Consider the following 25,554-nt stretch of genomic DNA (forward strand, 5'->3'; position numbering starts at 1 on the left):
AGTGTTCTGTTTCAGTGCGGTCTCAGGGCTGATCGAGTATTTCCCTTATCTTGTTCAGCCGTGTGAAAATCTTAAAAGGCGTTTCAATGAGCGTCAGGACTTCTTCGAGAATGAATTTCGTGTGTGCTATAAATGGAAATAGAATGAGTAGAACCTGAATGCATCAATTTTAATTATCTCAGTGTCCCAGCAGTAATCTCAGCGCCTCTTTGCGGATAATGTTGATGGGTGCCGATAAAGAAAAATCTTCCGATGAAGGCTATGTATTAAAATAATTCGCAATTTACTGTTTCGCAAGATGGACCGTGAAGTGAATCCGGACGGAATAAAGTAGTTATATCAAAGAAAAACAATCTCATATTGATACACCCATCTTCTTTCATATTATGTTGATCTTTTTTGCTTTTCTGTTAGGATAAAAGTGTTTCAATATTACACACAAGTTTAGCGAAAGTCCTTTCCTGCAACCTCCTCCCTATAGAAGGGTGCAACATGGAACATCAAGCAGCCCAGAAAATAATACCAAGTAACAAAATGATGCGACAAGAAATTCTTGCCTCCCATAAGCGTTCTCAGAAATATGGTGTTTGCCGTCAAGAGCGCAATGAGAAACAGGTAAAATTGTCTCCCACTGAACTTGAAGACAAGAGAGAGAGGAATAGAGATCTCCTTGACGTGGTCATCGCGCACATAGAGGAGTTTTATGAGCTGCTCTCTCCTGATGACTTCATGGTAGCCTATGTTAAAAATGATGGATATATTCTACACTTAGCTGGGAGCGAGGCGATAAAGGTGGTTTTTGCGGAGAGAAACTGTTCACCAGGATACCGCTGGACGGAAAAAGACGTCGGCACTTCTGCTATAAGCATCTGCTTGAAAAGACAATTTCCCATCCAGCTTAACGACAAGGATCATTATTGTGTACGTGCACATGGTTTTTCAAGTTCCGCCGCACCTATTTTCGGTAAACAGGGCAGCCTTGAGGGGGTGCTGGTGGTCTCAGGCGACAGCAGCTTAATCCATCCCCACACTCTCATCATGATTACAATGGCTGCCCGTTCCATCGAAAAACATATGCGCCTGCTACGACGAAATCGGGAAATGTCGCTATATAGCGGTTTTCTCGACAGAGTTATTGAATCTGCAGAAACAGGTATTCTTACGCTTGATAAGGAAATGCGAATCTGGAAGACTAACCGGAAAGGTAAACACATATTGAAGCAGCAGCACCTCGATGGTAAACCGGCTTCGATCTTGCGAGGTTTGAACCTCAACCTCGATGATATTCACCTCCACCCGGAAAAGTGGAAGGAACGTGAAGCCTATCTTCAAATAGACGAGCAAGACATACATTTTTACTATTCCGCCAAGCCTGTCGTCTCTCAAAACAACGATCTCCTTGGGGCAGTTATGGTTTTTGAAGAATTTAAGGATATCAAAAAACTGGTCGACAGAATTTCAGGAACAGAACCCTTTTTTACTTTTAATCTCTTAATCGGTAATTCAAAACCTTTTAAAAAAGCAATCGATCTTGCCATTCGAGCTTCGCAGTCATCATCTACAGTGCTTCTTCTAGGAGAAACCGGTACAGGTAAAGAGCTTTTTGCTCAAGCTATCCACAATGGCAGCAAGCGCCGCAGCCAGTCGTTCATCCCAATAAACTGCGGCGCAATACCTAACGAGCTTTTGGAGAGCGAGCTTTTTGGGTACGTTGACGGAGCATTCACCGGTGCCTCGAAAAATGGAAGGCCAGGTAAGTTCGAATTGGCGGACGGCGGTACCATTCTTCTCGATGAGATCGGCGACATGCCACATGATATGCAGGTCAAACTTCTTCGCGTCCTGCAGACCGGAGAAGTAGAGCGAATTGGTGCCGGCAAGGTTACCAGAACCGACGCCAGGATTATCGCCGCTACACATGTTGACTTGCAAAAGGCTATCGCACTCAATGTATTCCGCAGAGATCTTTTTTATCGCTTGAATATTATTGAAATAATATTACCTCCTCTTCGCGAGAGAGGTGCCGAAGATATTGAAGCGCTGGCTCTTCATTTCATCAAACGCTATGCCCCGGGCACCCCGCTCAGCTCCGCAGCACTCGATAAATTAGTTAAATACGACTGGCCCGGCAATGTGCGGGAATTGGAAAACACAATTCAAAGAGCCTTACATCTCTGCGATAATGGAAAACTACAAGCTGCCCATCTTGGCATTAAGGTAAAATCTGCAAATACCCTCAAGGCCAAGCCGGGGACCATTCGTGAAATGGAACGGGAATTGATTTACACCACACTTAGGGAAAGCAAAGGGAATATGGTGAGGACATCCAAGAGCTTAGGTATTTCTCGAGCCACCCTTTACCGCAAGGTTCAGGAGTATGGGCTGACAGAAACAAGTCTATAGATTCAGTAAATCTATTCACTACTTCCTAAAAAACGCACAACTTCATCAAAAGCTGGACCGATATCCTCCCGAAGAATTGGCCATACCGTATGCCTTATCTTACGACGCAGGGCGTCTAGCTCTTTTTCTTCTATTTCCAATACCTCTATGCCGCTTCGACGAAGCTCGACAATGCTTTTCTTTTCATTATCTTCTGCATACCGATAGCGCTCTGCCTCCATTTCTTCGGCAGCCCTGCTGATAGCTTGCTGGTCTTGTGGAGAGAGTTCTTCCCAGAGATCCAGGTTCATATAAATAAACCAGTATTCAAAATGATCTTTGACAGGCAGATAATATCGAATGGCAGGAAGCCCATGATACCCTTCAGCACCGCCTCCGATTATACCGTTAACCATCCCGGTTTTCAGCCCCATCCGTGCATACATCCAGGTAATCGGATAAGGAGTATAGCCAAGTTCCCGAGCTGTCAGTTCAAAACTGCGTATTGGGGGAATCCTGACGATCATCTTTTTATTTACTTCAGGATCACCAGGAGCCTGAGGTTTCTCAGTCAAGGCAAGGCCGCCAAAATAGACGGGATAACCGCCCAGGATTTTGATGTTCTGTTGTCTGAGAAATAATTCCATATGCTTCAGAAGTGGACTTCCAGGCGAGTATACCTGCTCAGCTTTATCCCAATCTTCAACAAGAAAAGGTACAAACGCAAGGACCAGCCTTTTATCAACGGCTGTGCCAAAGGGGCCGAGATACATTTCGACTTCGCCTAGAGAAACTCTCTCCTGGACCACAGAGTAATCTCCGAGCTTGTTTGCCTCGTAAACCTCAAAATGGATCTTTCCTTGAGTATACTCATCGATATTTTTGGTGAATTTTTGAATATCGACATCAACCGCCGATCCTGCCGTTCTGGTATGCCCAATCTTCCATATATTTCCTGATTGGGCATTAACATTTGCCTGCAGAAGAAAGCAAAGTATAACACCGCAAAGAATTTTGATTTCCAGCAGCTTTCTCATGGCCTTCTCCTCTTCTTTTCCGTGCAGCTTGTATCCCCGGCAGAGTTCTCTGCCGGGAAATGTTGTCCACTAAGCGGGATGATATCTCACTAAGATCCTGTTTATTCAACTATCGAATCAATGACACCTTGCCCCCATTCTTTACCTACATCGTCTAATACTTCAGGCCAGACATTCTTCTGAATCTTGTCTGCAATTGCGGCAATTTCAGAATCGGTGATGGATACAATTGTTGTACCATAATCGGCAAGCCGTTTCTCGTTTGCAGCCTGATCTGCTTCCGCTGTATCCCAGCGGCGGTTTTCAAATTGACCGGCCGTTTCGGTTAACTGCTTTTTCTGGTCTTCCGGCAAGCCGTCATAATATTCCTTATTGATAATGAGGTACCACACCTCAAAATGAGTGTTTTGAGGTATGTAGTATTTAGTGACATCCCTGAAAGAAGAGTAGTAGCCCTCGGCGCCAGAGCCGATTACCCCGTCGACAACGCCTGTCTGAACAGCAGTAAAGGCATCGGAAAAGGGTATTGGCGTCCCCATGTAGCCAGTATTGTCAGCGAGGAGCTGAAATGTCTTCATCGGAGGGACACGAAGCTTGATACCCTTGGCAACATCCGGATCACCTGGGGATACAGGTTCTCGATTCAAAGCGATGCCGCCAAAGTACACGGGCCAGGCAGCGAGCAGCTGGATATTCTGTTTTGCATAAAGATCGCTCACCACCTTGCGCAAGGGCGCCCCCACTGCATAGTTCTTTTTGGCCTGTTCCCAATTTTTCACCATGTACGGGAAATAGACCACTTGAAAACGTTTATCGGCGGCAGAAGCGGGAGGTTGGCAGGCCATATCAACAGCACCCATTCCGACCCGCTCCTGCACGACGGTATAGTCTCCCAATGAGCTTGCCGGGTATATTTTTGTTTTTATCTTACCGTCGCTTGTCTCGGCCAGCTTTTCCGAAAACCAGCGAAGATCTTTGTCAATAGCCGTATCCTGAGGACGCACATGAGATATTTTCAATGTCTTGGCCTGGACCACACCGGTTACCAATACCGCGGCAATGACTATCACCGCTAAACTGAATCTATTACGTTTTTTCATTTGAAATAGCCCCTTTGTTGATTTTTAATCAGTAGCCGAAAGTCTTAATATCCGAAAAGACTCGGAAAGAAGAGAGAAAGACTCGGCCATAAAGACGTTAGGAACACTACAGGAACATAGCCGAACACAATAAGAATCATTGCCGGTTTAATAATTTGAGAAAATTCAACCTTGCCAATACGCATGCCCAGATAAAGAATGGATGCATACGGTGGTGTGACTCCTCCCATGGCGGTATTGACGCCCATGATGGCGGCGAACTGCACAGGACTGACACCTATTGCTTCCATCAAAGGAAGCAGCAGTGGAGCGATAAGGATAATTGCCGTCACATCATTTACAATCATGCCGACAAAGAACAGGAGGAAGTTGATCAGGATAAGGAGTAATATTTTATTCTGAGTTATTGTAAAAACACCTTCTACCAAGGCTTGAGGAACATCCTCCATAACAAATATCTGACTCAGCATCAGGCTGAAGATAATCATTACCATGATGGCCCCAACTGCCGTTGCAGAGCCTTTTGCCGCCCTCATGAATGACTGCATCGTCAGTCCCTTATAGATCAGGAAACCAACGGGAAGTGCATATATCACCGCTACGGCCGCCGCCTCGGTAGGGGTCATTATGCCGCCATAGATACCACCCAGAATGATAACCGGCATGACCAGGGCCGGTATGGCTCGCGAGGTGCGCTTCACTCCTTCCCTGACAGTTTCTCCCGGAGTCATAGGCGGATCGATTACCAGGGGGAATTTTCTTGCCATGACCATGTTAACTACGCAAAAGAGTCCGGTAATTAATAAACCGGGACCAAGAGTTGCAAGAAAACAGGCAAGAATGGAGGTATCCGTGACCCATCCATAGATAATCATGGTAACACTGGGAGGAATAAGGAGGCCAAGTATCGAGGAATTTGCCACTAATGCCGTGGCGTAACCGCGAGGATAACCTTTTTCAGTCATCTCCGGGATAAGCAGAGGGCCGGTGGCAGCGACACCTGTCAGACCGCTCCCCGAAATGGCACCAATGATGGCGCAGCTTACTGTGGCAACGATACCTAGACCACCGCGAATCCTGCCGACGAATATGTTGACAAAACGGAGCAGACTGGCGGCAATACCGCTCTCGCTCATAATTGATCCGGCAAAGACAAAAAGCGGAATACAGAGAAGGACTGGATTGGCAAGCTGGGTAAAACCCCAGACCATTGTCCCTCTCATGGTACCCCCGCCCAAGGTACACATAACCATTAGCGCTCCACCGAAACAAAAAGGTAACGGTACTCCAAAGCTAAGTAGTACAACGAGCACCCCCAGGGAGATAAGTGAAAGAGTGACTATTTCCATGGTTATGCTCCTTGCTCAGCTTGACGGCCGGCTAAAAGTTTACGGATATTTTTTACCAGGTATGCCACCGCATACATCGTCATCAAGACAAGGCCTATAAAAACTGAACATTCTGCATAGAAGGTTGGAACATAGAGGGTTGGGCTCTCTTTCCAGACACGCAAGGCATAGCGAAAATATTCCCAAGCCCAATAGGTAAGCCAGCAGGAAACGACAACACTCATCACATCGGCAACTACCCGGACGGTCAGCTTTGCCCGATCGGTCTTGAGAAAGACGTCAAGTACATTGGCCTTTATCTGGGTATCTTCACGGGATGCGTTGACACTTCCTAGAAAATAAAGCCAGAGGGTCGGATATACCAGCACCTCATCCAGGCCCATTACCGGGATTTCGAAAATGTAGCGCATGATGACCTGGTAAAATTCCATTGCGGCAACTGTACTAATCAATATCGTCAGTGTATATTTGAAAAACCGCTCCACTCATCCCTCCTTTGTCGGCTATGATGCTCGCTTTTTGATCACCCCTTGTTCCTGGTAATCAACCTCCGTCCCCTATCAGATACCTTTACTCCTTAACCGAGCAGGCGGCAGCAATGACCGAGATCTCAACGAGAAGATCAGGGCGAGCCATTCTTGCCTCGACACAGGCCCTGGCCGGAGCAAATCCTTCCGGCACCCAGTTGTCCCAGACACTGTTCATGGCGGCAAAATCTTTCATGTCCCGCAAATAAATTGTGGCCGACAGCATATGCTTTCTATTACTTCCGGCAAGCTTCAGCAGAGCATCAACCTTGGCAAGCATATTTTCTGTCTGAGGTCCGATAGCCTCCTCGCTGTTATCAGCAACCTGTCCGCAGAGATATATTGCACTGTTATGCCTGACAACCTTGCTCATGCGCTCTGTTGTTTCCATTCTACTGATATCAAACATAATTTACTCCTGCTCCGGTAATTATTTTTTCATGTTCTTAAATATATCCGCCTGCCCTTGGGAAGCATTTTCTATCTCCATTTCCGCAATTTCCCCCAAGGGAACAAGTTTTAGAGGAGGTCGCACTGTGAGCATTCCGACCTGTTCGGGAGATGCATCCACCTCAGCTGCAACAATTTCAGCAAGGGCGGGTCCGCACATTCGGCCCTGACATGGTCCCATACCGCAGCGGGTAATTATTTTCACTTCATTGACTTCTCTCACGCCCTCCTTCACAACCTTGCGTACATCTGCTACCTTTATATTCTCGCAGCGACACAGTACTGTTTCATCTTTAAAATATTTTCCTTTAATTTCAGGAGCATACATTGCATCGATAAACGGTCTTGGCAGGGCATCGCGATTCATGGCCGTCAATATGGGTGCGGCCAGAGCATCACGTTCATACGCAGGCAGAAGGCCAAGACACCTGGCAATTTCCAGACCTGCAATTTCTCCCCTGTACTCCGCGGCCAAGGCACCTCTGACGCCGGCGCCATCTCCTGCTGCAAAAATCCTCTCAAAGTTGGTTCGGCCCCATCTGTCACAGATGGGATACCAGTAACGCTGTTCACTGTTCCATTGCATGGCACAGCCCAACAGTCTGAAAATATGAACATTTGGAATTACGCCAAAATGAAGGAGTAGTAAATTTGCAGGAAATGCTTTTTTGCTGCCGTTAACGGTTGCCTCCACAGAGTCAACTCTATCTTCGCCGAGAGCGCAAATCTCGGTGACTCCTTTGTAGTGAGGGATACCTGCTTTCCTTATATCCCTAAGCATCTGCAGACCCTTAAAAAGAAAGTCTGCACGGCGTAATGCCGATACCACGGGCGGCAGTAGTTTAACAGAAGGTGTTTTAGCAGTGGTTTCGAGTATGGCTGAAATACGAACTCCTTTTTTTATCAGGAGGCTCGCCTCAAGTAGCAGCAACGGTCCGCTTCCCGCCAATACTGCCGGGCCTGCAGGGATAAGATTTGCCTCCTTGGCCAGATTATTGGCGGCTCCCGCCCCCATTACACCTGGTAAAGTCCAGCCCGGCAGGGGCACAGGGCGCTCCATGGCACCTGTTGCAATTATTACATAGCCGGCCTGCACTTCCTGAGATTTTCCATTTCTTGAATAGGCGACCCGGCCATCACTTTCAACATTCCAGACGGTGGCACCACCTTCGTACTCCGCCCCGCTGTTATGAAAACGCTCGGCTAGATTCAGTCCTCTGCTATAGTCCTCACCCATGATCCGCAGAGTTGAATCGGAGGCGGTTTCTACTTTTCTGTAAATCTGGCCACCAACTCTATGCTGCTCGTCAAGGGTCAATACCCGTATTCCCATTTCGGCAAGGCTGCTGCCTGCAGCAAGTCCGGCAGGACCGGTACCTACAACTATAACATCATAATAGCGACTCATCGCCACCCCCTTCCTGTTCTTGCAGCCGTCGATTGATAACCATCCCTTCCTCAACCTCCACGATACAGGCCTGCCGCTGCACTCCATCTATTTCCATCAAACACTCATAGCAAACCCCCATGAGACAATGCGGCGAGCACTGTTTGTGAGAAGAAGGTGAGATTCGGGAAGTAATTTCACCAATTGCCAACAAAGCTGCGGCAACACTCACGCCACCCTGCAGGTCTTTCTTCTCACCATCGAGAATGACGGATACATGGTTTACGACGGTCTGATTATCCTGTTGTCTAAACATTGAATCGCTCGTTGCTGAAATGTGCTATTTGAGATGCTTCACTTTTGCCGAGAATCCAAGGTGCAATGGTGCTTGTTGTCAGTGGTGCCAGCGAAACTGCACTATGCAGAGCCAACATGCTAATATTGCTGTGCTCGGGAAGTCTGCTGTAGATCGGGGCACCATCCGGGGTCATTACCCTGATAGCTCCCCAGGAACGCACCCAGTTGAGTTTCGCCAGTATCGGAAAAAGCCGAATGGCATTGCTTGCCAGATTTTTCATACCGGATAGAGTTACCCGGCAGTCGTGTGCAAAGTCTTCAGTGGAAAATCCAATAATAAATGTGCCGTCGGGAGTCTGTCGAGTGCAGAGTACGGGAATTTTTAATACCCGCTTATAGCGCTCGCTCACCATCAATTGACCTCGCTGCGGATAAATGTGCAGTTTTTGCCGCAAAGGTGTCAGAAGCCGCTGCGAACCATGCCCCGCTGCAATCACTACCTTACCGCAACTATAGGACCCTTTGTTGGTCTTTACCGTTATGGCACCTCCTTCTTCCGGGACAATTTCGGCTACATTATGGGCTCCATAATAGAGTCCACCTTTCTGTTGATAGGCGCAGCGCACCGCCGCGAGAAGCTTTAAAGGATTGATATGTCCCTGATCAGCCGTATACATGACTCCGGTGACATCATTACCGACCTTTATGTCCGGCACCATATCAGCAAATTCCTCTCTGGAAAGCATCCTCACCGGATAGTCAAGGCCTTCCTCAGCGCACACCTTTTTGAGGGTCTCTATGGACTGGGCGTAGCTTTGGTACTGTTCATCACCAAAAGCCTGAATAGCCCCTCCGGTCCATTCAAGCTCCAGGTTGTATCCTGTTTCTTTTTCTAATCTATGCGCGAACTCCGGCCATTGCCGTGTCGCCATACGGCACCATTTGGCATAAACAGGATTGTTGGCGCCTTTACACATGAACCAGGTCAATCCAAAATTGCCCCGCGATAAGCGCTGCGAAGGAAGCTGTTCATCAAAAATGAGAACCTTGCCGGCACCTTCCTCAACCAAACCGAGGCCTGCCGCCGCGCCACTGATACCACCGCCGATAATAGCTACGTCTGCTGAAGCCACCAAATTCTCTCCATATAGTAAAACTGAATAGGCTGAAACTGGCTGGTTACGCTGAAGGTGATCACTCACACATTTTGTTATCATGTGTAGGCATTAATTACACTTCACGGCCGATGTTGCGAGATATGTGCCAGGCAAAATAATATTATTCCAAGTGAGTTTTCGAGTACATTAATGCCGCAAGAAAAATGCGACAAGAATAGATATATATTTGTTATACTTGGATTTTCTGACTAAAAGAGGTGGGCTTTAGTAAGTTTTATTAACCCTGTTTAAATAAAAATGGGTAATAATCAATAGAGATAATCATGAGAGATTTGTTTCATATCAAAACACATACACTCTCTACATTGCAACTTTTACAAAAAAAAACAGTGCGCGAGCAAATTTGTGTCTCATATATACACATGTCTCTAATAAAGACATTGTTATAAGATAATGTGCTACTGAAGACATCTTCTGATACAGCAGGTTGGTATGAACATCGACGAACTGTTTCCGTGCTCAGCTCAGCTGAGTTGGTTTCACGGGAGTTGTTAATTTTTAAAATTAAATTCAGGCTCATATCCAACAGTAAACCGGTGTGATGCATTGTTTCGTATACTCAAAAAGTGAGCGTTGTTTTTATCAAAGGGGCAGATAGGCGTAGTACAGCGCTCAAACCCAAACCTTTGATAAAATCTGGGATCACCCAGGACATAAATGGTATTACCCTTTATAATTTCCTGTCGTAATGCAAATTCAACCAACTCCGATCCTATCCCCTTATTCTGCATCGACGGATGCACAGCCAGCGGTCCCAGGTGCAATCCGCAGACTTTCTTCTTCTCAAAGGCTTTTGTAAAGGCAATATAGGCGATAACCGAGTTGCGATGAATGCACACCCACTCATACACCTCCCTGCCGTTGCCATGCAGTTTTTCAAATAGCTGAACCTCATATCTGCTGCGTGGAAAAGCCTGGCGCAGCAGCGCAGAAGCCTTTGCATAACTATCTGGAGTAAGCTTACGTATTTTCATGAATAATCACCTTCGAGAATTACTCAAACCGGCTTACCAACTTGGCTGTTCCGTGCCGCGACTCATAATCTCAATATAGCCTGCATAGCTGAAAAGGCGGTTGCGTTTCCGTTCGATTAGTTTCTTGACGATGCCGAGCTGCTCCAGATGACCGAGTGCCTTGTTGACAGTGGCCGGGGTAATGCCGGTCTTCTCCACCAACGAGCCCGAGGTGGCGATAGGGTGCTCCATCAACGCTCGGTGGACTTGCAGGGTCGATGCCGCCGCTCGCCCGAGACCTCTGATTTTGTCACGGTCCAGGTTCGACAGTTCCAGAAGCTGTTGTGCCGTTTCGACCGCCTGGGTGGCAGTAACAATGACTGCTTCGGCAAAAAAATCGAGCCAGGCTTCCCAGTCGCCGGTCAGGCGTACGCTGTTGAGCAGTTCGTAGTAATATTGCCGGTGCGTTTTGAAGTAGAGGCTGAGATAGAGCATCGGCTCCCGCAACACCTTCTGCTCGCACAACAGCAGCGTGATCAGCAAACGACCAAGACGGCCGTTACCGTCGAGAAACGGGTGGATGGTTTCGAACTGCACATGGGCCAGCGCCGCCTTGAGTAATACCGGGGTCGGCTCCGGCTTATCATGGACGAAGAACTCGAGCTTGCTCATACACTCCAGCACCTCTTCAGCCGGAGGCGGAACAAATGCCGCGTTGCCCGGCCTGGTGCCACCGATCCAATTCTGGCTGCGCCGGAACGCACCCGGGCTTTGATTGTTTCCACGGCCCTTGGTCAATAGCACTGCGTGGATCTCACGGAGCAGCCGGAGTGAAAGCGGCAGACCTTCCTTTAGCCGGCCCAGGCCGTGATCGAGAGCCGCGACATAATTGCTGACCTCCCAAACGTCATCCAACGGGACGCCCGGCTCCTGATCCAACTCGAACAGCAGCAGGTCCGAAAGCGACGACTGGGTTCCCTCGATCATAGAGGAAAGTACCGCTTCCTTGCGAACGTACATGTAGAGGAACAGAGAGGTATCGGGTAGCATGGTCGAGACGCTGTCCAACCGGCCGAGTGACAGCAGCGCCTGGTCGAACTTGCTGAGCAGTTCCGGCGTCCAATCAATGGGCGGCAGCGGCGGCAGCGGTGCGGGCACAAAGGCTTTCGCCGTCTCACCCACCGTCGATATGGGCACGTATCTGCCTTGGAGTTCTCGTTTCATCCTGCCTGCTTCGATCCTAAAATAAGATTAGTCTTTATTTTAACTTAGACCTACATCCTAAAATAAAGACTTGCGGAAGATAAATCAAGCGCATTTTCTTAAATATATTTTTGCACATAACCCGGCGGTGTGCGTTACAACTCATGTCTGAATATGTAATACCGTGCTGATCAGCCATGCTGTATATCCTGCATAAACCAGCAACAGAGCCGCTCCCTCAAGTCGATTTACGCGTCCCTGCCGGCCCCTGAATCCATAGCCGATCAGGAAAAGTGAAACAGTCAAAGCCCCCATGACGACAATATCACGGGAGAGCGTTTCAGGCTCGACCGCCAAAGGATGAATCGTCCCGGCTATACCGACAACGGCCAGTGTGTTGAACAGATTGGAACCGATCACGTTGCCCAGAGCGATATCATGTTCACCCTTTCGGGCCGCAATAACGGACGATGCCAGTTCCGGTAAAGAGGTACCTACAGCCACAATCGTCAAACCAATGATCATGTCGCTCACCCCAAAAACCTGTGCAATTTCAACAGCACCCCACACCAGAATTCGCGAGCTGGCAATAAGCATCAGCAACCCGACCACCAGCCAGAAAACTGCTCGGTTAAGCGGCATCACTTTTTCAGCCGTTGCCACTTCAACCTCTTCTGCAAGAGAATCGGTCTTTCGTCTCAATCCCTGGTAAATGGTCCATGCCATCAAGCCGCCGAATACCAGCAGCAGAATAACAGCATCGAGCCTGGTTATATCAAGGTCTGCAATCAATACGATGGAAAGAAGGGTCACAAGCGCCAGTATGGGCAGTTCCTTGCGCAATACCCTCGAATGTACCATGATCGGGCTTATCAGAGCAGTCACGCCCAGTATCAGGGCTATGTTGGCAATATTTGAGCCGTATGCGTTACCAAGAGCGATTCCCGGACTGCCGTCAAAAGCAGCCAACGCAGAAACCACCATTTCCGGTGCGGAAGTCCCGAATCCAACGACTACCATACCTATTAGCAGCGGCGGCATGCCGAAATATCTTGCGGTGGAGGCTGAACCTTCCACAAAACGGTCCGCGCTCCATACCAGAAGAACAAGACCGACTATCAAAGCTGAAATTGACAATCCCATCATCCAATTCCCATGTAACTCAAATCCGCCCCGTTAAGTACCCACACGCACTGAGATTTCTGCGCTTCGAACATGGAGAGTTCCCACCCGAATACAAGATGAGTCAGTTATCCCTTCACTAGTCTCTCTCTCGCCCTCATAAGACCTGTAAAAATTGCACCGGCTATATGGTCTGGAAAACCTTTAGGGATCATATCTTTTACTGTCATAATACAGTCACCCACGATATCACAGCACTCCTGTAGTATTAACTCCATACTGATTGGGTCAAAACGACATTTTCTAGCAGTTTCCAACCAGTGTCTTCTGACAATGCGGTCCCAGCGGTAATGTCTGTTGTTACCCAGAACTGCCATGGCCATCTTGACCCGTTGAATATCAATCTGTTTTGCACTAACCACGGGGTATATTGAAATGACGTCGTACAAGGGGGTCATTCGATACAGCCCACCACGAAGGTGAAAGATGCTGAAATTTTTTGCATGACCATCAATCCCGCCAAGCATCCAAAACAGCAGTTGCGATTTCATAAAGAGTTCCCTGTCTTCCTGACTACTTGCCGAACCTAACAGGATACCCATGACAGGTCTCATACCCGGGCCACCTTCAGCCTCATATTTTTGACCACCCGCCGTTCCAGTTGCCTGGCACATATCCTCCTGCGGCAATCGCATCAACCACCTCCCGTCTGTGGACCAACGCCTGTCGAATCTCTCAACCACCAGCACCTTCTGTTCACCGAACCGGGCAATATCGACTTTTGCCATTGGCACACCAAATGTTTCCAGCAGCCTCTGGCAGAGCCATTCATTCTCAACGCTCTCCCGCAGGTCAACTCCGGTGTGGCCAAGCTCACCAATGGGCAGTTTAAATATATGACTTGTTGGAGTCGCTCTTGATGGCCGGCACCAGGCCCCTTGATAAACCAGGATGCCCGAATACTTTTGTGAACTGAGAGGGAGAGAAAGAGAAATAGATCTGCGCTCATCATGGCCAAGCCAGCTCTGATCATAAATAAATGTCAGCAATCCCTTGGAAGAGCTTTCAAGCCCATTCACTAAAATTCCGGCATTTTATTGGCATTCGAAATATCATTAAGTCAAGTCCGACCCACTCTCGCAATGCCTAAGGGCGTTGTCGAGCACTTCCTGGAACTTCTGAATATTATAAGGCTTGGCGATGGCCCCGCTAAATCCGTAATCACGATAATTTGACATGATAGGGTCGTTCGAATAACCACTTGACACAATCAAGCAGGCGTTAGGGAACTGAGAGAGGATCTGCTCAGCTGCCTGCTTGCCTCCCACTCCTCCGGGAATGATCAGGTCCATTATAACTGCCAGAAATGGAGTATCGGAGTCCATCGACGCCTTATAGTGATCAATCGTTTCTTCTCCGTTTGAACATGTTGTCACGACATATCCAAGATAGGCGAGCATCGACGATGCAATTTTAATGATCATTTCTTCGTCATCCATGACGAGAATTGACCCGCCTATATGCTTGTCCACCGGCTGTCCGGAGGTTTCTTCCTGGTAATGTGCAGAGGCTTTTCCGATTGATGGCAGGTGGATTGTAAAGGTCGTTCCATTGCCAACAGTGGAAGCTGCTTGAATATGGCCGCCATGCCTGTGTACGATCGAGTGGACCGATGAGAGTCCCATACCGGTGCCGGTCGATTTGGTCGTGAAGTAGGGGTCAAAGATCTTTTTAAGATCATCTGTGGGTATTCCGCATCCCTGATCGATAAATGTCAGTTGGAGATAGGGGCCTGGGGGAAGTGAAAATGCATTCTTTTCGTTCAGTAGTTCATTTCGGGCGGAGACTTTCAGCACGCCTCCTCCCGGCATCGCCTGCGTGGCGTTGATGATGATGTTATGAAAAACCTGGGTCATCTGGCCTTCGTCGGCTTCGAGGGCATGGATGGAATCAGGTATGTCAACGATTCCTTTGACATTTGAACCCAGTAGGGCAAAGGAAAGCGCTTCTTCTACAAGGTGTTTGAGCGATACCACGTGCTTGATCGGCTGACCGCCGCGTGCGAAGGTCAATAGTTGGTGCGCCAGCTCTCCGGCCCTCACCGCTGCCCTTTCAGCCTGTGCCAAGGGTTTGTTGGATTTATGGGTGGGATCGAGAAAAATTTTCGCAAACGAAATATTACCCATGACTCCAGTCAGGATATTGTTGAAATCATGGGCAATTCCTCCAGCAAGCACACCCAGGGATTCCAGCTTCTCAAATTTCAGCTTTTCATATTCGAATTTTTTCAGCTCCGTTATATCGCGGGTGACAGAGAGGAGATGTGTAACCCCCTTGAGGGAGATAAGTCTCGCCGATATCAATGCGGTAATGATGCTGCCGTTTTTTAATCGAAATTGCATCTCAAGATTCTGGTAAAACCCTTTTTCCCGAAGCCCTTGGACTAATATGCTCCGATCAGCTGGATGGTGCCAAAGATTGAGTTCCAGGACCGTCTTGCCTATAACTTCCTCACGGGTAAAACCTGTAATTTTCGTAAACCCTTGATTGATATCGACAAAACAACCGTCATCCAGACGGCTGATGGCCACTGCATCGGGATTGAAATCAAATGTTGTACGGAACTTGTCTTCGCTTTCCCGCAAGGTGTTATTCAACTTCCTCAGCATTTCATTTTGCTCGGCGAGTTTTAGATTAACAAGCCGGAGTTCGTTTTCCTGACATTTCCTGTTGTTAATGTTGAAGGTCACACCGACAAACCGCCTGCCATGCTTATGATTCGAACTCTGCATGATTTTTCCGTAATTGGCGTACCAGACCCATGACCCGTCTTTGGCCTTCAGTCTAAACTCGCATCGGTATTCAGGTGTTACCCCTGTCAAATGCTCATTGATTGCTGCCTTGACTAAGGGGACATCCTCTGGATGGACAAAGGCAAACTGGTCATCTATGCAGACAAGGGCCTCCTCTTCGCTATAGCCGAGTTCAGTAAATGTTTTAGATGCCTCGCGGGTAACCTCACCGGTAACCAGATCGTTCTCCCAAAGATCAAGTCCCGCAGCCTCCAAAGCAAGTGCCAGGCGATCTTTATCTAGCTCTTCTTCACCCATCGCTTTAAATTCCAGACTCTAGCTCTTGAGGATATGGGAGTGCGCCTGCATATCCGATGTTGCGCAACAGCTCTGCAAAAGAAGCGACCACCCCTGGAGTCTTGCAAAGTGTCGGCGCTGCATTGACCTTAATGATGCTCACCGTACTGCCTGTGCTTTTCCCTGTTTCTGAATTGAAATAAAGAGCGAGGTCGTTAGTCGCATTGGAAAAACCGAGTCCATTGCTTTCCGAATAATAGCAGATAGAATCCGGGGCGATGATGTTTGGAACACTGCCAAGACTTGAATACATGATTAAGTTCTCGTTGAGATTGTATAAATAATGTGTTTCCGTGCTTTTGCTCTGGTCTGGTGAATTGTCCAAACGAATGATGCCGGCATCAAGGGAACCGCTGGTTGTCGTTTGAATAATAGCGGTGATATAAAAATTGGTAAGCACAGGTACTGCAGCTCGATCAGTGAGTTCTGCAATTTTACAGGCAACGATGGCTGTTGGTGGAGGTGTTGTTGCAGTCAGCAGAAATTGCCCTAAGGCTCTGGTTTGGCTGACAGTATTCTTTATATAATTCCCCGACAATGCATATTGATTACTGATATTGGATGGCCAGAGGGCTATGCCTGCAAAGCTTCCAAAAGCAGAAGTGATGCTGCCGGCTAAGGCTTCCATCTGCGCTGCAGATCCTGCCTTTAAAGTGGCAGATTGAATAGCTGTTAATGTACCGGCGTTATTTGCCAGTGAACAGGGGCTTACTGCCAGGTTAGGGCTGCCACCGTAGCTGGTTTGCGGCAGTTCCGGCACGGCTCTGCCGGCCCCGTCGCCATCGACGACCCAGCTGATAGAATTATCGGTTTGAGCCGCTGCCAGGAAGGGTACGATAGTGTTGATTGCCCCGATTTCAACTGGAATGACGCAACTCAAAACAAAGCCTGCTGCTTGTTGAAATGTGCTGATGGTATTGGCGATGGAATGATTAACATCAGATAGCGTCATGTTGGCGGCGGCATCCGGTGAACCCATCATGGCAAGTACGCAACAGTTTGTTGCGCCATCATATTCTTGTATGGGAATGGCACCGCTCCAACCAGTAGCCTCAAATTCTTTGATGATATTCACAGCGTCGAGATAGCTTCCACCGCCACCGCTGGCCAGGATTGCAGCACCTGCAGCAATATACTTAAGATCAGCAATCCTGTAGTAATCATTGACCATACCAGCCTCATTCCATATTGTTTTCCAGATTATTTATTGGCTCTCCCTATATCGAACTGCTTTTAGCAAGCGCCTAGCGCTTGATTCAAGCAAAAGTGAGATATTAGGTGGTCAGCCATCGCTTTCTATTCAATCAACGCTGCATCGTATCTTTTTCCAGCCGTATATGCAAGGCCGCCAACAGCTCTCCGTTGTGTTCATGTCGGGTTTTCAGCTTTACGGGTCTCTCCTGGGTTCACGAAAGCAACCGGGAAAGAACTGGGAAAGAAAATAGCCGAAACCAAACAGTAATAAATTGTTTAATTTCGACTACTTAACTGGTGGAAATGGCGGGAGTCGAACCCGCAGCCCAGGTCATATTTTTATATATATTTCAAAATTTTATACCATTTCCTTATCACCTTACCGACTATTTACCGACTAAAAGGACCTTGACTAAAATCTCGGTTATACAAAAACAAGATGTACAGTAGTAAGCTAAGATATTGAAAAATATGGTAGTTATTAAGGTGTCCATTGGAAGTTTCAAATGCTAACACCAGAAAATATGGTAGCTGTTATTCGCTGGCATCGCCCGGGTGGTACGGTTATTACCTTCAAATGTTATCGCTCTGCGGGCAGGGTAAAATAAAAAACGGCCCCCTTTCCGACCTCTCCCTCGGCCCAAATTTCTCCGCCATGGCGTTTAATCACTCTTTCAACAATGGGGAGACCTATGCCCGTCCCGGAAAATTCGCTCTCGCTGTGCAGCCGCTGAAAAGGCTGAAACAGCCTGTCGGCCTGTTCCATAGGAAATCCTGCACCATTGTCGCGAATGAAAAACACCTTCTTTCCATTTTTTTGATAGCTGCCGAACTCTACATGGGCTCCGGTGGTCTTACTGGTATATTTCAAGGCATTACTTATGAGATTGGTCAACGCTATCCTTATAAGCTGAGCATCTCCTTGTACCTTCAGCCCGTCGGCAACATGTAATTCGACATGTTTTTTTTGATGCTGTTGTTCAAGTTCGTGGACTACGGCTTTGGCCATAAAACTCAGATCGATTTCCTGAATATCCACCTCCTGTCTGGAGATGCGTGACAAACGCAACATATTATCAATCAGAAGGTTCATTTTTTTAGCCCCCGCCGTTATTCTCTGCAGATACTCATTCGCCTTGCCGTCCAGTTGATCTGCATAATTGTGCAGAAGGGAGCTGAAGCCGACTAAGGCGCGCAATGGAGCACGCAGGTCATGGGAGAGGGAATAGGAGAAGGCCTCAAGTTCACGGTTGACAGTGGCGAGCTCTTCGGTTTGGCGCTCAAGTGCCTTTTGGGTATTTACCTGCTTTGTAATATTCCGCGCTATTTGCGCTGCACCGAAAACCTTGCCATGCTCATCGCGCAGCGGATACGTGCGTATATCGTAGATCTGTTCATTTTCAGCTGGGCCGAATGATTCGGTAGTGCTGAACGATTTACCTTCAAGAGCCGGGCGCCATACTGCTTCCGTCTTGCGCTTATCTTCTGGCCAGGGGATAAGCATTTCCATCGTGCTCATTCCCACCTCGATGTGCACCCCAAACAACTTGTTCATTTCTCGACAATAGGCCTCATTGACGAATAAATATCGAAACTCGAGGTCCTGTGCGGCAATCAGATCGTCTGTTCCCAGCGCCATTTCCTGCAACAGAGAGGACGTCTTATGCAATTCTTCTTCAGTATGCTTGCGTTCTTTTATTTCCTGTTTTAATAGTTCATTTGTATTTTTTAGTTCGAAAGTTCGTGTATCCAGACGGTCAGCAAAATTTTCTTTCAGTATAATAAGCTCTCTAGTGGATTTATTTGTGTACTGTGCTGTTCTAAATGAAAGTATAGCAAAAAGAGTAACCATAGCAGCCATAGCTAGATGAATCATATCAAAAATGATGACGAACCTTACGATTATGGGAGCTAAAGCAGGTATGATAAAAGCGAGAAAAACAGGCATGATTGGAGAAAAAACAGCCACTGCGCCCGCTGTCATGCCTGCGAGTGTAAAAGCAATAAATACTTGGTGTGCTAATGATTGTACCGGAAAAAGAAAGATTGCGGTCGAACCCCACAAAATGCCAGATATGCCTAGGCCAAAAAATAACAGCAGTCCCCATAGGCGCATATTTTTTTCTTCTTTTTTTATCCTTAGAAAATATGAATTTAGAAAAAGTCTCACTAAGGATACAAGAGAGAGTGTCAAAAACCATGAAACCAATAACCAGTGCGATATCTGGTGCCACAGAACTAATAATAATATTGCCGAATTAATGAGGGTAGCAAGAATGCCAGTGTTAGATCGTTCGTATATTTGTGTTAATAAAATAGGATAAAGGCGCTCATCAAATTGGGAATATTTTTGTTTTGAATGGCTCATGTATTAAGCATATTCTATTTAGGAAAAACATTTCAAGGAGACAATAAACTACGGAAAAGCCGCCGGGTGTTTGTGTCCCTTTCAATGTGATTGTTGGGAAAAAACTTAAAATATCTATCTTACAGAGACCTTCTTAAAATCTTGATTTGTTTCTTTTTCTGGTTCTACTCTATAAAGGTTCAGGGATGGAAATATCGCCCTGCGCGGAGAAGATCGCCCCGACGGTTTTGTCGGAATCTATGGTGATGGTCACGGTGGTATCGATGCCCTGCAGGCGCTATCCTCCCCGCAGGTATGTCGCCGCTTGCTTCTGCCCAAGGCCAAAAAAGGGGACCCATCCTGGCAAAAGAATATTCCATGAGGGGGCGTGGTATGGGAAGAAGAGAGATACTACTATGGTTCGCGCTGTTGTATAACACTCCGGTTTCTTTTTACCACTAACAGTAGACACCTAAAACTGGAGCTCTATTTCCGTTACACAAGGTGATCTTTGGTAATCTAAAGTTTCGAGTTGCTCCATTTCTGATCAATTCTCTGTTTAGCCGATCCTACCCTCACAGGAAAAATCTCAATGTGAGGATATCTGCTACCCTTTAATGTTTCCCCTACGAACCTATGCTTCTGGATCGATAAACCCCAACTGTTTGACAGCCCATGAGTGCATCATCTCTAAAATAGGAAATGCGCTTTGACCAAGTTCGGTCAAGCTATATTCAACCCGTGGTGGTACTTCCGGATATACAGTTCGTAATATCAGTCCGTCTTTTTCCAACTCTTTTAATTGTTGAGTCAGCATTTTCTGACTGACTCCCGGCACTATTCTCTCCAACTCGTTGTAACGTTTAGTCCCTTCATTTAGATGCCAAAGCATCAGGCACTTCCATTTTCCACTCAATAGAGCCATGGAAACTTCAACCGGGCAGTGGTATTGCTTTTCGTTCCAGCTAATCATAATATCGTGTAACCCTCAAAAAAAATTGATCATAGAACCGGCTAATTCAGACAATTCAAACCAATTGGTTCGTGTCGAACAAAATAGTGCCTTCTTGTTACTCTATTTCCTATTGCTATAGTGTCACTGTACCAACGATAACATCTGAACAACAATAAAATATATAGGAGCACTAAAATGACATATCCAAGAACTTTTTCTCATATCGGATTATCTGTGACTGACCTTGACAAAGCGGTAGAATTCTACACCAAGGTACTCGGTTGGTACGTAATTATGCCACCAACTGAGATAGCATCAGATGACTCTGCAATTGGGATAATGTGCGATGACGTTTTCGGTAAAGGCTGGGGAAGCTTTAAGATTGCCCACCTTTCAACAGGCGACAAAATCGGCGTTGAAATTTTTGAATTTAAAAACGCAGAACAACGTGAAAACAACTTTGAATATTGGAAAACTGGTGTATTTCACTTCTGTGTGCAGGATCCTGACGTTGAAGGACTGGCTGCTAAAATTGTAAAAAATGGCGGCAAACAGAGAATGCCGGTAAGAGAGTACTACCCAGGGGAAAAACCATATCGAATGGTTTACTGTGAAGATCCATTCGGGAATCTTATCGAGATTTACTCCCACAGCTATGAGTTGACCTACTCTGCAGGAGCATATCAAGACAAGCTGTAACTTTTACAGCCATCAGCGTGGCAACCGACCTTCGTCTTAAAAACAGTAGTAGTAGAGAGTGATAATGTATATCGACTTTGAAAGATTATGGGAGCCCGTACTAATAACAAAATAGTATTGGTAGCTGAGGGCTCTGATGGTTCATACCAGGAACAAGCTGAACTTGTTTATATTAAGGCATATTCAGTTTTGCCATAAGGTATTTTTTCTTGCAATCAGTACTGATTGCAGGAAAAATTCAATAGGATACCATGTGTAAAGGTCGACTTTCAGTTTTTAGAAAAATAAAATGAACCCTTTAACCGCCCTGAATTGCATCCATAACAAATGGGTGGATGTGTTTTCATAAGATAATTATCAAACATCCATAGACGACCGGTCTATTAGGTGTTACAGTATTTTCCATGAAGAAAGATACCAAAGAAACTCGTCAGCACATTTTAGATACCGGCTATAAGCTCATTGTAAGCAAAGGTTTCTCTAGCGTGGGATTGACAGAAATTCTCCAATCTGCAGGAGTACCTAAGGGTTCTTTTTACTATTATTTTAAGTCTAAAGAACAGTTTGGTGAAGAAATTATTAGTAATTACTTCAGAGAATATCTTGTTGCTCTTGATAATATTTTTCAACTACGAGGCAGTTCTGCTTACAATCGTCTGATGGAATATTGGCAACGCTGGATTGAAACGCAATCTGATTCATGTGTTGATCAAAAGTGTTTGGTTGTCAAATTGAGTGCCGAGGTGGCGGATCTTTCTGAACCGATGCGTGTCGCTTTGCTGAACGGGTCTTCTCAAGTCGTTCAAAGAATAGCACAGTGCATTGAAGCAGGCATGGATGATGGCTCAATAGTAAAGAGCAATTCAGCCGTAACTGCTGATTTTCTCTATAACATGTGGCTAGGGGCAACGCTGATGAGCAAATTGCAGCGTAACGCAGATGGTCTGCAACAGGCCATGCGAATAACCACATCAATTTTGAATAACAATACAGTGACATAAATCGTAGCCAACAATCTTTTTGGTGGATTATCTTTGCGAGTCTCACTAGACGACTGGTCGACTATTAAGGCGAGGCAATGAATTAAACCAATTGATAATACCGACTACCTCATACAAAAATATACAATTTCAAAAAGGTGAAAAGACTATGGGACAAAATGAAAATATAAATCGACGGATTGTGCTTGCTTCCCGCCCGAAAGGTGCACCATCTCAAGACAATTTTCGGTTAGAAGAAATTGCAATACCAATGACGGGAGAAGGAGAGGTCTTGTTGCGGAGTATCTACCTATCACTTGATCCTTATATGCGCGGCCGGATGAGTGATGCGCCATCTTACGCTCCGCCTGTAGATGTCAATTCCGTAATGGTTGGTGCTACTGTCTGTCAAATTGAAGATTCCCGAAACCCCAATTTTGAGAGAGGCGAATGGGTTTTGGCCTACAGCGGTTGGCAGCTCTATTCAGTGTCGGATGGTTCTGATCTCACTAAGTTGGGTAAAAATCCAGAAAAGCCATCGTTTGCTCTAGGAATTTTGGGAATGCCTGGGTTTACAGCTTATATGGGGTTGTTAGACATTGGTAAACCAAAGCCAGGTGACACCCTGGTGGTAGCTGCAGCGACTGGTCCGGTTGGTGCAACTGTCGGACAGATAGGCAAGTTAAAAGGTTGTCGTGCGGTCGGCGTTGCCGGTGGGCCTGAAAAATGCCGCTATGCCAAAGAAACGCTTGGTTTTGACGAGTGTCTTGATCACAAAGATCCAGATTTTGCCGATATGCTTAAACAGGCTTGCCCTGATGGCATTGACATCTATTATGAGAATGTTGGCGGAAAAGTATTTGATGGGGTTTTACCATTGCTGAATGTCGGTGCAAGAATTCCAGTCTGCGGCCTTGTCTCAAGATATAATGCAACCAAGCTCCCGGATGGCCCTGATCGTTTATCACTTCTCATGGGGACAATTTTAGTCAAACGCATCAAAGTGCAGGGTTTTATCATCTTTGACGATTATGGTCATCGCTACGATGAATTCGCACGAGACATGACAGAAATGCTGGGAACCGGGAAAATACACTACCGGGAACAGATTGTTGAAGGCTTAGAGAGTGCTCCGCAAGCATTTATGGGCCTACTGGAAGGTAAAAATTTTGGCAAACTTGTGATCAAAGTAAATAACGAGCTGTAAAAAAAATACTATAGGTGAATTGATGAAAATTTTAATGGTTCTTACATCACATGATAAACTGGGCGATACAGGTTTAAAGACCGGTTTCTGGTTAGAAGAATTTGCTTCACCATACTTCGTCTTTAAAGACCAGTCTTTTGAAGTTACATTGGCATCCCCGCAAGGAGGACAGCCCCCGCTCGACCCCAAAAGTGATGAGCCTGACTTCCAGACAGCGGCTACAGCTCGTTTTCGAAAAGATGAGCAGGCCCAAAAGGCTCTTGCCAACACCCTCCGTTTAGATTCGATCAAGTCAGAAGATTTTGATGCCGTTTTTTACCCTGGTGGTCACGGGCCGCTTTGGGATTTGGCTGAAGATAAGCATTCTATTTCTCTGATTGAGGAGTTTCACCAGAAAGGCAAACCGCTGGGACTTGTCTGTCATGCCCCCGGAGTTCTACGCCATGCTAAAAATGCCCAAAAAGAACATTTAGTTAAAGGGAAAAAAGTAACCGGGTTCAGCAATACTGAAGAAGAAGCTGTTCAGCTGACCAACGTTGTTCCTTTTCTAGTGGAAGATATGCTCAAACAAAATGAGGGAGTGTACTGCAAAGGTGAAGATTGGGGGAATTATGTGGTGATTGACGAAAACCTGGTAACTGGCCAGAACCCGGCATCCTCAGAAGCTGCTGCTTTAGGCATTGTTGAACTTCTCAGCCGTTAACAGTTTTACCGTGGAGCTATTAATAAGGAGGATATGGTCACCATGACTTCCTCCTTAATGTGTCGTTTCAAAAATATCTTGGAACATTAACTGACCTTAAGAGGTCTTCACTTTGATTGAAGTTAACTTTGCAAACCCCAGGCAACTATATTTTATAAAAGGAAAAAAATGACAGGACTCTTTGAAACAACAGAACTCAACGGAATGAAGTTAAAAAACCGTTTTGTAAGATCTGCAACCTATGAAGCAATGGCGGGACTGGACGGAACGGTGCAAGATCAGCTATGTGGCTATATGGAGCAACTCAGCCGTGGTGAGGTCGGCCTTATCATTACTGGTCACGCTCACGTTACAAGGGAAGGACAAGCAGGTCCAGGGCAGATGGGCATCTATTCTGATGCAATGGTTGACGGCCTAAGACGGATTACGTCGATCGTTCACGAAAATGGCGGAGTTATTGCCGTGCAGCTTGCCCATGCCGGAAAAAATGGCATAGGAACAAATGATTATGCAGCTCTTGGACCTTCAGATGTACTTGAAGCTGGTGTTAAAAAAGCTTCCGCAATGACAGTTGACGACATCAAAAGAACGGTAATCGCTTTTGGTGATGCAGCTGAAAGAGCTGTAAAATCAGGATTTGACGGGATTCAGATCCATGCAGCGCACGGCTATTTACTAAGTCAGTTTCTGTCTCCACATTATAATAAAAGAAGTGACAGTTACGGTGGAAATCTTGAGAATCGGGCAAGACTTCTTCTCCAAGTGTACAATGAAATCAGGCAACGGGTTGGCACGTCATACCCGGTAATGGTCAAAATCAATTCGGAGGATTTTATTGAAAACGGAATTACCGTTAAAGAAACCATCAAGGTGGCCCATATGCTTGAAGATTGTGGGGTGGACGCCATCGAAATGAGTGGTGGGACCTTTGAATCTGGGATGCTCATTCCATCCAGGGTCGGCACCTCAAAGTCAGAAGGACGGGAAGTTTATTACAGAGAGGCTGCCGAAACCTTCAAAAAAGAGATAGGTATTCCTCTTATTCTTGTTGGAGGATTTCTGTCATTTAACGTTGTGCAAGATGTCGTGGCTTCAGGGCTTGCCGACTACGTTGCCCTTTCACGTCCTCTCATAAGGGAGCCAAACCTTATCAGCAGATGGGCAGGCGGAGACAGGACAAAGGCGGCATGTATTTCTTGCAATAAATGTTTCTCAACTTTATCCACGAAAGAAGCTTTACACTGTGCCGTTGAAAAAAAGAGTAAGGAGTAAAAAATTGTTTGCTGCTTACTTGACCACATCACTTTATGAAAGTGGCGGCCTTTTATTATGTGG

General features: G+C 46.5%; 22 protein-coding genes and 1 pseudogene. 6 read left to right on the plus strand and 17 right to left on the minus strand.

Annotation, left to right across the window (positions count from 1 at the left end; translation table 11 throughout):
- The first annotated feature begins 534 nt into the window (after nucleotides 1-534).
- Nucleotides 535-2,403, plus strand: a complete 1,869-nt coding sequence (locus JWG88_RS19480; RefSeq protein WP_240194617.1) for a sigma-54-dependent Fis family transcriptional regulator — start codon at nucleotides 535-537, stop codon at nucleotides 2,401-2,403.
- An 11-nt stretch (nucleotides 2,404-2,414) separates the two neighbouring features.
- On the opposite strand, the gene dctP (JWG88_RS19485) is transcribed toward JWG88_RS19480, so the two are convergent.
- From dctP (JWG88_RS19485) to JWG88_RS19565, 17 genes and pseudogenes are all read right to left on the minus strand, one after another.
- On the minus strand, nucleotides 2,415-3,419 hold the full coding sequence (gene dctP / locus JWG88_RS19485; protein ID WP_205235469.1) for a TRAP transporter substrate-binding protein DctP: 1,005 nt from the start codon (nucleotides 3,417-3,419) through the stop codon (nucleotides 2,415-2,417).
- Between the two features lie 101 nt (nucleotides 3,420-3,520).
- Nucleotides 3,521-4,519: a TRAP transporter substrate-binding protein DctP gene (dctP, locus tag JWG88_RS19490; RefSeq protein WP_205235470.1), complete on the minus strand. Its 999-nt coding sequence runs from the start codon at nucleotides 4,517-4,519 to the stop codon at nucleotides 3,521-3,523.
- 44 nt (nucleotides 4,520-4,563) lie between these two features.
- On the minus strand, nucleotides 4,564-5,868 hold the full coding sequence (locus tag JWG88_RS19495) for a TRAP transporter large permease (RefSeq protein ID WP_205235471.1): 1,305 nt from the start codon (nucleotides 5,866-5,868) through the stop codon (nucleotides 4,564-4,566).
- A 2-nt stretch (nucleotides 5,869-5,870) separates the two neighbouring features.
- Complete coding sequence (locus JWG88_RS19500; RefSeq protein ID WP_205235472.1) at nucleotides 5,871-6,353, minus strand: TRAP transporter small permease subunit; 483 nt, start codon at nucleotides 6,351-6,353, stop codon at nucleotides 5,871-5,873.
- Nucleotides 6,354-6,438: 85 nt separating this feature from the next.
- On the minus strand, nucleotides 6,439-6,804 hold the full coding sequence (locus JWG88_RS19505; protein ID WP_205235473.1) for a RidA family protein: 366 nt from the start codon (nucleotides 6,802-6,804) through the stop codon (nucleotides 6,439-6,441).
- Nucleotides 6,805-6,825: 21 nt separating this feature from the next.
- Complete coding sequence (locus tag JWG88_RS19510) at nucleotides 6,826-8,253, minus strand: NAD(P)/FAD-dependent oxidoreductase (RefSeq protein WP_205235474.1); 1,428 nt, start codon at nucleotides 8,251-8,253, stop codon at nucleotides 6,826-6,828.
- On the minus strand, nucleotides 8,237-8,548 hold the full coding sequence (locus tag JWG88_RS19515; RefSeq protein WP_205235475.1) for a 2Fe-2S iron-sulfur cluster-binding protein: 312 nt from the start codon (nucleotides 8,546-8,548) through the stop codon (nucleotides 8,237-8,239). Before JWG88_RS19515 ends, JWG88_RS19510 begins: the two co-directional genes overlap by 17 nt.
- A complete protein-coding gene (locus JWG88_RS19520) occupies nucleotides 8,541-9,662 on the minus strand; it encodes an FAD-dependent oxidoreductase (protein WP_205235476.1) in 1,122 nt (373 codons plus the stop codon). The genes JWG88_RS19515 and JWG88_RS19520 overlap by 8 nt, the downstream gene beginning before the upstream one ends.
- Before the next feature lie 536 nt (nucleotides 9,663-10,198).
- Nucleotides 10,199-10,681: a GNAT family N-acetyltransferase gene (locus tag JWG88_RS19525; protein WP_205235477.1), complete on the minus strand. Its 483-nt coding sequence runs from the start codon at nucleotides 10,679-10,681 to the stop codon at nucleotides 10,199-10,201.
- Nucleotides 10,682-10,714: 33 nt separating this feature from the next.
- Nucleotides 10,715-11,884, minus strand: coding sequence for a Fic family protein (locus JWG88_RS19530; RefSeq protein ID WP_205235478.1), 1,170 nt, complete (start codon nucleotides 11,882-11,884; stop codon nucleotides 10,715-10,717).
- A 141-nt stretch (nucleotides 11,885-12,025) separates the two neighbouring features.
- Nucleotides 12,026-13,006, minus strand: a complete 981-nt coding sequence (locus tag JWG88_RS19535; RefSeq protein WP_240194632.1) for a calcium/sodium antiporter — start codon at nucleotides 13,004-13,006, stop codon at nucleotides 12,026-12,028.
- 107 nt (nucleotides 13,007-13,113) lie between these two features.
- The gene (locus JWG88_RS19540; protein WP_337833146.1) at nucleotides 13,114-14,064 is read right to left on the minus strand and encodes a HipA domain-containing protein; all 951 of its coding nucleotides are present in this window, start codon (nucleotides 14,062-14,064) and stop codon (nucleotides 13,114-13,116) included.
- Nucleotides 14,065-14,100: 36 nt separating this feature from the next.
- Nucleotides 14,101-16,095, minus strand: a complete 1,995-nt coding sequence (locus JWG88_RS19545; protein ID WP_205235480.1) for a hybrid sensor histidine kinase/response regulator — start codon at nucleotides 16,093-16,095, stop codon at nucleotides 14,101-14,103.
- A 4-nt stretch (nucleotides 16,096-16,099) separates the two neighbouring features.
- Nucleotides 16,100-17,305, minus strand: a complete 1,206-nt coding sequence (locus tag JWG88_RS19550) for an S-methyl thiohydantoin desulfurase domain-containing protein (protein WP_205235481.1) — start codon at nucleotides 17,303-17,305, stop codon at nucleotides 16,100-16,102.
- Between the two features lie 318 nt (nucleotides 17,306-17,623).
- A pseudogene (locus tag JWG88_RS19555) lies at nucleotides 17,624-17,699 on the minus strand.
- A gap of 209 nt (nucleotides 17,700-17,908) precedes the next feature.
- Nucleotides 17,909-19,696: a sensor histidine kinase gene (locus tag JWG88_RS19560; protein ID WP_205235482.1), complete on the minus strand. Its 1,788-nt coding sequence runs from the start codon at nucleotides 19,694-19,696 to the stop codon at nucleotides 17,909-17,911.
- A 613-nt stretch (nucleotides 19,697-20,309) separates the two neighbouring features.
- Nucleotides 20,310-20,648 carry a winged helix-turn-helix transcriptional regulator gene (locus JWG88_RS19565; protein ID WP_205235483.1) on the minus strand — a complete coding sequence of 113 codons (339 nt, stop codon included), beginning with the start codon at nucleotides 20,646-20,648 and terminating at the stop codon, nucleotides 20,310-20,312.
- Between the two features lie 177 nt (nucleotides 20,649-20,825).
- Here JWG88_RS19565 and JWG88_RS19570 point away from each other — a divergent pair, with 177 nt between their 5' ends.
- The 5 genes from JWG88_RS19570 to JWG88_RS19590 all read left to right on the plus strand — a co-directional run bounded on the left by JWG88_RS19570 (nucleotide 20,826) and on the right by JWG88_RS19590 (nucleotide 25,491).
- Nucleotides 20,826-21,329 carry a lactoylglutathione lyase family protein gene (locus JWG88_RS19570; protein WP_205235484.1) on the plus strand — a complete coding sequence of 168 codons (504 nt, stop codon included), beginning with the start codon at nucleotides 20,826-20,828 and terminating at the stop codon, nucleotides 21,327-21,329.
- 404 nt (nucleotides 21,330-21,733) lie between these two features.
- Entirely contained in the window at nucleotides 21,734-22,330 is a 597-nt protein-coding gene (locus JWG88_RS19575) for a TetR/AcrR family transcriptional regulator (RefSeq protein WP_205235485.1), read from the plus strand.
- 148 nt (nucleotides 22,331-22,478) lie between these two features.
- Complete coding sequence (gene curA / locus JWG88_RS19580) at nucleotides 22,479-23,516, plus strand: NADPH-dependent curcumin/dihydrocurcumin reductase (RefSeq protein WP_205235486.1); 1,038 nt, start codon at nucleotides 22,479-22,481, stop codon at nucleotides 23,514-23,516.
- Between the two features lie 22 nt (nucleotides 23,517-23,538).
- Nucleotides 23,539-24,219, plus strand: a complete 681-nt coding sequence (locus tag JWG88_RS19585) for a type 1 glutamine amidotransferase domain-containing protein (protein ID WP_205235487.1) — start codon at nucleotides 23,539-23,541, stop codon at nucleotides 24,217-24,219.
- Between the two features lie 168 nt (nucleotides 24,220-24,387).
- Nucleotides 24,388-25,491 carry an oxidoreductase gene (locus tag JWG88_RS19590; RefSeq protein ID WP_205235488.1) on the plus strand — a complete coding sequence of 368 codons (1,104 nt, stop codon included), beginning with the start codon at nucleotides 24,388-24,390 and terminating at the stop codon, nucleotides 25,489-25,491.
- The last annotated feature ends 63 nt before the right edge of the window (nucleotides 25,492-25,554 follow it).

The sequence above is a fragment of the Desulfopila inferna genome (assembly GCF_016919005.1).
Taxonomy (GTDB): Bacteria; Desulfobacterota; Desulfobulbia; order Desulfobulbales; family Desulfocapsaceae; genus Desulfopila_A; species Desulfopila_A inferna.